The sequence below is a fragment of the Kitasatospora sp. Root107 genome (assembly GCF_001424875.1).
Lineage (GTDB): Bacteria > Actinomycetota > Actinomycetes > Streptomycetales > Streptomycetaceae > Kitasatospora.
The window spans coordinates 1-10,095 of record NZ_LMCT01000050.1 but is presented as its reverse complement, the minus strand read 5'-3'; the positions used below and the strand labels follow the sequence as shown (position 1 = coordinate 10,095).

Below are 10,095 nucleotides of genomic sequence, written 5' to 3'. Positions count from 1 at the left end.
ATGTCCAGGGCCAGGGTGAGTCCGTGCGCCATCGGCGCCACCCAGAGGTCCTCCTCCAGCGGTTGGAGCACCCCGGGGAAGGTCTCCGCGACCGGTCCGGGGCCGAGCAGGCGGACCCCCGGTCCGGGCCGCGGTGCCATGGCGGTGATCGGGCGGGCCTGGAACAGCCAGAGCTTTCCGGCGGTGTCGAACCCGAACTCGACGTCCTGCGGCCCGCCGAACACCGCGCGGGTCTGCCGGGCCAGCCGGGCGAGCCGCCACAGCTGACGCCGGTTCAGCGGGCGGTCGCCGGGCGGCTGCCGGGGCTCCACCCGCACCAGCCGCCCGGCGGGCGTGAACTGGTAGCGCGTCCCCTGGGTGCTGCCGTCCACGAGCTGGTCGGGACCGCCGCGGACGGCGCTGACCAGGATGCGGTCCTCGCGCCCCTCCACCGGGTCGGCACCGAACATCACCCCACCGGCGGCGGCGCGGAGCATCGGCTGCACCAGCACCGCCATCGGGTGCTCCCCGGCCGGCCCACGGGTGGCCTCGGCGACCTCCCGGGCGGAGTCCAGTACGGTCTGCGCGGCCAGCTGGAACGAGTCCCAGCCGCGTACGTCGAGCACCGACTCGAAGCGGCCGGCCATCGAGGACTCCCCGGTGTCCTCGAAGGTCGACGAGGACCGCACCACCAGCGACCGGGTGCCGTCCGCACTGAGCTCCCGCCAGAGGTCCGGCAGCCCGGCCCCGCCAGGCAGCGGCCCGTCCTCGTCAGCAGACCGGCCGGACTCGATCACGAACCCCGCCAGCACCGGCAGCCCGGCCCGCGCCGCGCGGGCCAGATTGGCCGCCTTGGCTCCGACCCGGCTCGCGTCCAGGGCCCGGTCGTCGTCCAGCCGCACGACCGTTGCCGCCGTGGGCCAGGGCTCCGGGTCCGGGCGGCGCTCCCGGGGCCCGGGGAACGTGTTCATGGCGCGCGTCTGCCCGGCTGCGGGCGGGCTACGCCTGGTGCACTCCGCTGCTGCTGTGGTAGCAGCGGTCGGAGCAGAAGCGGTCGCGGCGGCGGATGCCGGGATGGTCGTACTCGCGGCCGCAGCGTACGCAGATGCGGTGCGGGCCGTGCGGGGCGGTGATCAGGCCGAGCTGGGTGAGGAGCATGCGGCAGTCCTCGGCGTCCTGGGCGTGGGAGGCGACGACGAGCCGGGCGCGGGCGCGGGTGGCGGCGGTGGCGATTTCGGTGACGGATTCGAGGGTGTTGCCGAGGGTGGTGAGGTCTCGGCTGGCGTGTGCCATGGGGTGCCCCCGTCGGTGCTCGGGTGCCGGGTGCTGACCGGCCAGCGTACTGCGCGGACGGCCGCGGCGGAGAGCGGCACCCCCGCGGGGGTGGATCGGGACGCCGGATGCCGCCGTCGGCGTGCGGAAGCTCTGAAGCAGACGAGAGAACGCGGGCAGGCCGCCCGACCGCGCGGAGGATCGCGGGGCGGACGGCCGACCGGTCAGAATCCGGTGTCGTAGGTGTACCGGGCGCTGTGGTTCAGCATGTCCGCCGGGGTGACGTCGTTCCAGGGCTTCATGGTCTCGTTGAGGTCGACGACGTTGGGGGTGCCGGTGGTGGGGAGGTAGCCGGCGGAGGGGTGGCGCTTCTGCCACTCCGACCACAGCTTGTCGATGAAGCAGTGGTGGAGCCAGAAGACCGGGTCGTTGGGTGACATGCCGGTGCTCATCATGCCGCCGACCCAGACGTGCACGCGGTTGTGCAGGTTGACGCCGCGCCAGCCCTCCAGGTTGTTGCGGAAGCCCGACGAGGTGCTGTTCCACGGCGCGGCGTCGTACTCGGCGATCGCGAGCACGCCGTCCGCCTCGCTGCGGCTGGGCAGTTGGGCGATCCCGGACGCGAGCGAGCGCCGCAGGTAGGGGCGGCTGTCGGGTCGGACGGTGAGCGTCCAGTTACCGGCGGAGTGGGCGAACGGTCCGGTGGTCACCTGGCCGTCGCTGCTGCGGCCGTTGCCGCCCATGAAGTCGGCGCCCCAGATGGTGGCGCCGGATGAAGTCGGCGCCCCGCGCCGGTCGTACGGTCGGCGGTCCAGTCCCAGTACGGCAGGGTGACGGTCGGGTCGACCGCCTGGAGTGCCTGCTCGAACTGGAGCAGGAACCTACGGTGCCAGGGCAGGAAGGACGGCGAACGATGGCCGACCCGCTCGCCGTTGTCGGTGTCGCCGATGATGAACGAGTTGTGCGTGCTGACGAACGCGTCGTAGCCGCCGTTGCGCTTGAGCGCGAGCACGGCGTTGACGAAGGCGCGCTTCTCCTGGGCCGTCAGAGTCGCCTGGTTCTTGCGGACTGCCATGAGTCCCCCCTTGTACGAGTGGTGGTGGTGCGGGCGGCGGAGGCCGGCTCAGGCGACGGCGACCGGGACGAGCGCGGCGCCCTGCAGGTCGGTGACGGCGGCGCGGGCCAGCGCACGCGGCGTCGGGAAGGTCTGGTAGTGGTTGACGACGCTGATCCAGGTGCCGTCGGCGTTGCGCATCATGTGCAGCTCCTCGCCGTCGATGTGCACGGCGTAACCGGTGCCCCCGGTACCGGTGGTGCCGTGGTGGTGGCCGCCCCCGGCGGCGACCGGCCGGCCCTGGATGCGGCGGCCGTGGAAGAGCTCGTCGAAGGTGTCGGACGCGCCCGGGTCGGCGGCGGTCGCGGACCTGCCGGTCGGGCCGACGACGCCGAGGACGACGGTGCCGGCGGCGGCGGTGAGTGCGACGGCTGCCCCCTGCATCATCCGACGGCGGGTCAGTTCCGAGGCATGGGTGAATTCGGACATCGGTGGTACCCCCTTGGGCGCCCCACGGTGTTGGGGCGCCGTTCATGTATCCGCAGAGAAGCGTCAATCTGAGGGGATTGCATGATCACCCTCGCTGTTTCGATGCTTTCAATCCGTGATGACCTACGGAACTGCCGATCGGCGGGGGTCGAAGGATTGTGGCCGGATCAAGCCATCCGGCGGCTGCCCGCCCTTCGGGCCGGCCGACAAGATCTTCACCGTCTTCACTGAATGCTCATCAGAAAGCCAGTGATCTTCACGCTGTGCAGTCGGTCCGCAGGAGATCCTGTTCCGCCACGCCCGAACGCCCCTGGCACGGTGACGGTGCTCACGGCGCAAGGATGGCGCGATGCAGCTGCCCGACGCGCTGCTCCGACCGGGGGACGAAGATGCTCGGAGCGCTGGCCCGAACTGATGAAAAGTCGGGGGAGCACGCGTGGGGTGCTTGGTCGAGAGGGGTGTGCGCCTGAACGTGGGGGCCCTTGACCCACCCACACACCTGGAGCACCAGACGTGATTCTCACGAGCGATCCGGTTCGCACCGCCCGCACGGCAAGCGCGTTCACGGTGGGCGCCATCGCCGCCCTCCTCGTTGTCGGGGCGGCCCCGGCGGCCTTCGCCGCGCCCGGCGACAACGGCGACATCAAGGTGCACGAGAGCACCACGCCGTCCGACGACCAGCGTGACGAGCCGAAGGTCTGCACCTTCTATCTCGCCGCGTTCAACTTCGACACGGTCCAGAAGGTCACCTGGAACATCGTGAAGCAGCCGTCGCCCGACGACCAGCAGGTGGCCGGCGGGGACCTCACGCTGGCGAGCGGCGCCGGACGGACGGGTGACCTGACCCTGCCGAACGGCATGTACAAGGTCACCTGGACCTTCGAAGGCGAGCAGGGCAGCGCCAAGCACAAGGTCTTCAAGGTCGACTGCCCGCCGGGCGGGGGCGGCGGCGGTACTCCCAGCAGCAGCAGCACACCCAGCGGCACACCCGGCAGCACGCCCGGCGGCGGGCCGGGCGGAGCGGGCGGCGCCGGTGGAGCTGGTGGGGCTGGTGGCGGCCCGCACGGCGGGGTGAACACCGGTGGTGGTGGAACGTCCCAGGGCCTCAACGCCGTTGAGGTCGGCGCCGGTTCGGTGCTGCTGGCGCTCGCTGCGGGCTTCGGGGTCCGCGCCGTCCGCCGTCGCGCTGCCCGCAATGCCGCATCCTGACGTTCGGACCCGAGGCTTGAGGCGCCGTGACCGCGGGCGGCTCACCGCCGCGGTCGTGGCGCTCAGCCTCCTTCTTGGCGGCTGGCTGGTCCACGACGGCGTCTCCGGCGACGGCCCGCCCCCGGTCGGGGCGGCCGTCGCCCGCGCCTCGGGCCCGTCGGGCCCGCCGGACACATCGGGCGGCGCCGGGCAGAGTGGTGGGACCGGGCAGAGCGGCGGTGCCGGGCAGGCGTCGCCCAACTCCGAGGCGAAGCCCGGCAGTCCGCCTCCCGAACCCCTGCCGGCCTCCGTGCCGACCAGCCTCAGGATCCCCGCCATCAAGGTCAGCGCTCCGCTGCTCGGACTCGGCCTGGACGCGTCCGGTCACCTGGACACGCCGCCGGTCGGCAAGCCCAACCAGGCCGGCTGGTACCGGGACAGCCCCTCCCCGGGCTCAGCCGGCAACGCGATCATGGCGGGCCATGCGGACACCCGTTCCGGACCCGCTGTCTTCTACCGGCTCGGACTGCTGCGCCCCGGCGACAAGGTCGAGGTGGTCCGGCAGGACCGGCGACAAGGTCGAGGTGGTCCGCGGCGGTCTTCACCATCGACGCGGTACGGATCTACCCCCGCGCGGACTTTCCCGACGCCGCCGTCTACGGTCCCACCGAGCGGCCCGAACTGCGCGTCATCACCTGCGGCGGGAAGTACGACAAGAAGTCCGGATACTCGGACAACGTCGTGGTCTTCGCGCACCTCAGCTCGACCCGCTGAACTCACCCTCCCCGACCGTCTCGCCCGGGGAGGGTGAGGGCCGGGCGGCGGATTCTATGCCCTGGCGATCATCCTGCGGTGGAAGATCGAGATTCCGTGAGAGAGAACAGCCCCGGCTCCTACGCTCCAGCGAGCGAGCTGCCCGCCCCGGACTCCTGACCCGGCGACGGTGGATCGCGCTGCCCTGGTCCGGTCGGCTCAGGCAGAGGCCTTTCCGCGTACCGTGCGCGGGAGTTGGGAGCGGTCGGTGTCGTCAGCGGATCAACCGTCAGCAGACCAACCGTCGGCGGATCGGCTGCGCGGGTTCCTGCTCGCGCAGCTCGCCGAACAGTGCGATCTGCGGGCCGAGGAGATCGCCCCGGACCGGCCGCTCAGCGAACTCGGGCTGTCCTCGCGTGGCGCCGTGGCGGTGGCCGGGGCGCTCCAGGGTCTGCTGGGCAGGACGCTGTCGCCGACGCTGGTCTGGGAGTTCCCGACCGTCGACCGGCTGGTCGAGGGGCTGCTGCTGGAGCCGGTCCCCGTGACCGTGCGCCCCGTGACCGCGCGCGAACAGGCGTCGGCCGTGGACCAGGGCATCGCGATCGTCGGCCTGGGCTGCCGACTCCCGGGCGGTGTGCGCGGCCCGGCGGCGTACTGGGACCTCCTGCTGCGCGGAGAGGACGCCGTCACGCAGGTACCGGCCGGGCGCTGGGAACAGTTCGGCACTGCGGGCGAGGGCACCACCCGGCACGGCGGGTTCCTCGACGACGTGGCCGGGTTCGACGCCGAGTTCTTCGGGATACCCCCGCACGAAGCGGAGTTGATGGACCCTCAGCAGCGGCTCCTGCTGGAGGTCGCCTGGGAGGCGCTGGAGCATGCCGGGCTGCGCGCGGGCTCGCTGGCCGGCAGCAGGACCGGCGTGTACGTCGGGATCGCCGGTTCGGAGTACGCCCACCTGACGACGGCCGACCCCGACCGGGTCGAGGGCTGGACCGCCACCGGAGCGGCGTCGAGCATCGCCGCGAACCGGCTCTCCTACCTGCTCGACCTGCGCGGCCCCAGCCTGGCGGTCGACACCGCGTGTTCGTCCTCGCTGGTGGCCGTGCACCTGGCGGTGCGCTCGCTCCGGGCGGGCGAGACGGATCTGGCGCTGGTGGGCGGGGTGAATCTGTTGCTGTCCCCGGTGATCACCCGATCCTTCGACGCTGCGGGTGGCACCTCGCCGGACGGCCGCTGCAAGGCGTTCTCGGCGGCCGCCGACGGTATGGTGCGCGGCGAGGGCTGTGGGCTGGTGGTGCTCAAGCGGCTCGGCGACGCGCTGCGCGACGGTGACGAAGTCCTCGCGGTGGTCCGGGGATCGGCGGTGAACTCCGACGGCCGGTCGAACGGTCTGGTCGCGCCCAACCTCCAGGCGCAGCGCGATGTCCTGCGGGAGGCGTACGCGGACGCGCGATGTCCTGCGGGAGGCGTACGCGGACNCTCGGGGGCGAAGCCGATGCCCTGGCCGCAGGGGCGACCGCGCTGTCCGACGTGCTGGGGACCGGGCGGCCGCGCTGGCGGCCACTGTTGATCGGCTCGGCCAAGACCAACCTCGGGCATCTGGAGGCGGCAGCCGGGGTCGCGGGTCTGATCAAGGCGGTGCTGGCCCTGCGGCACCGGGTGATCCCGGCCAGCCTGCACTTCGACCGGCCGAGCCCGCACCTCGACTTCGACGCGCTGCGGCTGCGGGTGGCTGCAGCGGCCACCTCCTGGCCGGGGAGCACCGGTGCCGCGCTGGCGGGGGTGTCGTCGTTCGGGTTCGGCGGCACCAACGCGCACCTCGTGCTGGAAACCGCACCGCCGAGGCCGGCGGAGGCCGAACTGCCGTCTCGGGTACGGCACTTCGTGCTATCCGACAGCGCCCACGCGGCCGAGGTCGCGGACTGGCTGGAGCGCGAGAAGGCGCCGCTGGACGACGTGGCGCACACCCTGGCCCGGCGCGGCAGCCGACGGGACAGCAGGGTGGTGGTGGCCGCCCGGGACCGCGAGGCATTGCTAGTCGGCCTGCGGGCGGGTGGGTCCGGCGGACCGGGTGTGCTGACCGGGAGCGGCACGGCTGCCGGGTCCGCGCCGGTGTGGGTGTTCTCCGGCTACCAGCCGAGTTGGCGCCCGATGGCCCGACTCGCCACCGACGAACCGGCGTTCGGTGCGGCGGTCGAGGAGATCAGCCCGCTGCTGGAAGGGGAGTGCGGGCTGTCGTTGCGGGCGGCGGTGCTCGGAACGTTCACGCCGCAGGGGCCGGAGCAGGTGATGCCGATGGTCTTCGGCCTGCAGTTGGCGCTCGCCCGGCTGTGGCGGCACCACGGTGTGGTGCCCGCCGCGGTGATCGGGCACTCGATGGGAGAGGTCGCGGCCGCGGTGACGGCGGGTGCCCTGTCGGGGCAGGACGGCGCTCGGGTGGTCACCCGGCGGTCGCGCCTGTTGGCGCGGCTGGCCGGGCGAGGTGCGATGGCGGTCCTCGGGGTGCCGGGCGAGCAGGTCGAGGCCAGCGCAGTCGGCCACCGGTCATCGCGGTGATCGCGGACTGCAACAGGACGATGTACATCAGCTGTCGGTAGCGCGTGTTCGCTCGGGTGATGGCCGCCGAGGGCGCCGGGCACTCGTCGCAGGTCGATCCGCTGCTGGCCGAACTGAGCGATCAACTGGCCGACATCCGACCGGAGTTGCCACAGCTTCCGTGCTACTCGACGGTGTCGGCCGACCCGAGTGAGGTGCCCGCCTTCGACGCCGGGTACTGGGCCCGGAACCTGCGGGAGCCGGTGCGGTTCGCCGGTGCGGTCGAGGCCGCCGTCCGGGACGGGCACCGGGTGTTCACCGAGATCTCGCAGCACCCGCTGCTCGGCTTCGCCGTCACCGACACGGCTCCGGAGGCGCTGACCACCGGCACCCTGCGCCGTGACGAGGACCCGGCCCTCGCGTTCCACACGGCGCTCGCCACGCTGCACGCCCACGGCCGGCCGGTCCCGCCGGGCGGAGGCCGGGTGATCGACGTACCGCGCCCGGCCTGGCGACACGTACGCCACTGGGTGTCGGCGGAGCTGCGCCGGCCGGGGACGGACCGTTCTGGGCTCGGCGTGCACATCGAACTCCCGGGTGAGGACCGGCACGTGTGGCGTGGCAGCGACGACGAGCCGCTGTCGGTGGCACGTGCGGCGGAGCTGGCGGTGGCGGCGGGGGAGCAGGCCTTCGGGGCTCAGGTGGAGGTTCGCCGACTCCGGGTGTCACAGCCTGCGTTGGGTGGTCCCTTCACCACGGTGATCGACGCCGGCGGCCGGCTGTCGGTGCAGGCCCGGAGCGGGGACGGCTGGCGGACCGCCGCGTCTGCCCTGGTGGCCGAGGGCCCCGGCGCCGAGCCGCCCACCTCGGTCGCCGACAAGCTCTTCGAAGTGGTCTGGCGTCCGGCCCCGTTGACGGTCCGTCCGGAGCGTGGCCCGGCGCGCTGGGCGGTGCTCGGTTCGGGCACGGAGCTGGCGGCCGCGCTGCGCCGCGCGGGCGAGGAGGTCACCGGGGACATCGACCCGGGCGTGACCGGTGTGGTCCTGGTGCTGGACGGCGCCGCCCTGCTGCCGCCCCGCCAGGCGCGGGCCCGGCTGGCAGCCGTCCTGGACGTGGTACGCCAGGTGGCCGACCGGGCGGAGCCGCCCCGGGTGTGGGTGGCGGTGGCGGGCAGTGCCCTGCGCGGCGCGGTCCGGGTGCTGGCGGCCGAACACCCGGAGCTGCGCGTGACGTTGGTGGACGCCGACCCGGAGAGTCTGTGCGCGGAACTGCAGGCGGGCTCGGGCTCGGCCGAGGACGAGGTGGCCTGGCGCGACGGCGTCCGCCACACGGCGGTGCTGACCCGGTGTGCTCCCGGCCGGCCGGACCGTGAGCCGGTGGTCCGCAGCGGCGGTGGGTACCTGATCACCGGTGGCTACGGCGGCCTGGGGCCTGATCACCGGTGGCTACGGCGGCCTGGGGNGGTGGTGGCCCGTTGGCTGGCCGAGGCGGGCGCGGGCAGGATCGTGCTGGGCGGCCGGAGCGGGCCCTCGCCCGAGGCGGCGAAGGAGATCGCCGAAATACGCGAACTCGGCTGCGACGTACGGGTGCTGACGGGCGACCTGGCAGTTGAGGGAGTGGCGGAACGCCTGGTCGCGGAGGTCCGCCGGGATGATGTTCCGCTGTGCGGGGTGGTGCACGCGGCCGGGGTGCTCGCCGACCGGCTCGCGCTCGACATCGAGGAGCAGGACCTGCGCACGGCGTGGTCGGCCAAGGCCGACGGTGCCTGGCAGCTGCACCGGGCCACGGCCGACCGGACGGGAGGGGAGCCGGACTGGTGGCTCGCCTTCTCCTCCGCCGCAGCCACGCTCGGCTCACCCGGTCAACTCGCCTACGCCGCAGCCAACTCCTGGCTGGACGAGCTGACGACCTGGCGCCGCGCCCAGGGCCTGCCGGGCACCAGCATCAACTGGGGCACCTGGGCCGAGGTGGGCGGCGCGGCCGACGGTGGCCGGATCGACGTGCTGCGCCCGATCCTCCCCGCCGAGGGCATCGAGGCCTTGCACGCCGTACTGGCCGGCGGCCACCCGGCAGCTGGGGTGTTCGCCCTGCGGCCCGGCGCCGTCACGGCCTTCCCCGAGCTGGTGAACCGCCCCTACTTCAGCGAGCTGTCAGCCGCCACGGCCCCGTCCGGAACGGCCCGTTGGGACGGGACAGGATCGCTCGCCGAGGCGCTGCGGGAGCGGGTGTCGGCGCTGGTCGGCCGTCCGCTCGACCCCGCCGTACCCCTGCTGCAGGCCGGGCTGGACTCGCTGGCCGCGATGCGGATCAAGTCCGTGCTGGAGCACGACTTCGGGGTGACCGTCCCGGCCCGACTGCTGCTGCGCGGCGCGAGCCTGGCCGATCTCGAGGCGTACATCGCAGCCGGGGCCGAAGTCCCCGCGCCGCGCTGGGCCGAGCCCGCACCCACGGTGCGTTCGGGTGACGAGCAACAGACTGGCCCGCTAAGGGTGTTGCAGGCCGGCGGCACTCGCAGCCCGCTGTACCTCGCCCATCCCGGCGGCGGTGACAGCTCGGTGTACCGGGAGCTGGCCGCACGGCTCGGTCCTGACCAGCCCTGCTTCGGACTGGACCGGATCGACGGCGTAGACGGTGTGGCCGGGCACGCCGCCCGGTACGCGGAGCTGGTCGACACCCCCGCCCGGCTCGGCGGCTGGTCCTTCGGCGGGGTGCTCGCCTTCGAGACGGTGCGCCTGCTCGCCGCGCGTGGCCGCCCGACCGGCACGCTGGTCCTGATCGACTCCGGCGACCGGCACGCTGGTCCTGATCGACTCCGGCTCCGGCCG

6 protein-coding genes and 4 pseudogenes are annotated in these 10,095 nt (G+C 73.4%); 6 read left to right on the top strand and 4 right to left on the bottom strand.

Going from position 1 to position 10,095, the window contains the following annotated elements; genetic code table 11:
• From ASC99_RS30145 to ASC99_RS30130, 4 genes and pseudogenes are all read right to left on the bottom strand, one after another.
• Nucleotides 1–950: PEP/pyruvate-binding domain-containing protein (locus ASC99_RS30145; protein ID WP_304440757.1), on the bottom strand; the 950-nt coding region annotated here is incomplete at its 3' end.
• Nucleotides 951–978: 28 nt separating this feature from the next.
• Nucleotides 979–1,272: a hypothetical protein gene (locus tag ASC99_RS30140; protein ID WP_057237982.1), complete on the bottom strand. Its 294-nt coding sequence runs from the start codon at nt 1,270–1,272 to the stop codon at nt 979–981.
• A 203-nt stretch (nt 1,273–1,475) separates the two neighbouring features.
• A pseudogene (locus tag ASC99_RS30135) lies at nt 1,476–2,326 on the bottom strand (tyrosinase family protein).
• Nucleotides 2,327–2,374: 48 nt separating this feature from the next.
• The gene (locus ASC99_RS30130; protein ID WP_057237980.1) at nt 2,375–2,794 is read right to left on the bottom strand and encodes a tyrosinase cofactor; all 420 of its coding nucleotides are present in this window, start codon (nt 2,792–2,794) and stop codon (nt 2,375–2,377) included.
• 513 nt (nt 2,795–3,307) lie between these two features.
• On the opposite strand from ASC99_RS30130, the gene ASC99_RS30125 reads away from it, so the two are divergent.
• The 6 genes and pseudogenes from ASC99_RS30125 to ASC99_RS42390 all read left to right on the top strand — a co-directional run.
• Entirely contained in the window at nt 3,308–4,003 is a 696-nt protein-coding gene (locus ASC99_RS30125; protein ID WP_157531853.1) for a hypothetical protein, read from the top strand.
• Entirely contained in the window at nt 3,990–4,793 is an 804-nt protein-coding gene (locus tag ASC99_RS37985) for a sortase domain-bontaining protein (RefSeq protein WP_369825205.1), read from the top strand. Before ASC99_RS30125 ends, ASC99_RS37985 begins: the two co-directional genes overlap by 14 nt.
• A 132-nt stretch (nt 4,794–4,925) precedes the next feature.
• Nucleotides 4,926–6,213: pseudogene (locus ASC99_RS42400) on the top strand (beta-ketoacyl synthase N-terminal-like domain-containing protein); the annotation flags it as partial.
• 22 nt (nt 6,214–6,235) lie between these two features.
• Nucleotides 6,236–7,180: pseudogene (locus tag ASC99_RS30115) on the top strand (acyltransferase domain-containing protein); the annotation flags it as partial.
• Between the two features lie 155 nt (nt 7,181–7,335).
• A pseudogene (locus ASC99_RS42395) lies at nt 7,336–8,731 on the top strand (acyltransferase domain-containing protein); the annotation flags it as partial.
• A gap of 1 nt (nt 8,732) precedes the next feature.
• A partial coding sequence (locus ASC99_RS42390; RefSeq protein ID WP_369825203.1) for an SDR family oxidoreductase occupies nt 8,733–10,095 on the top strand: 1,363 nt, incomplete at both ends.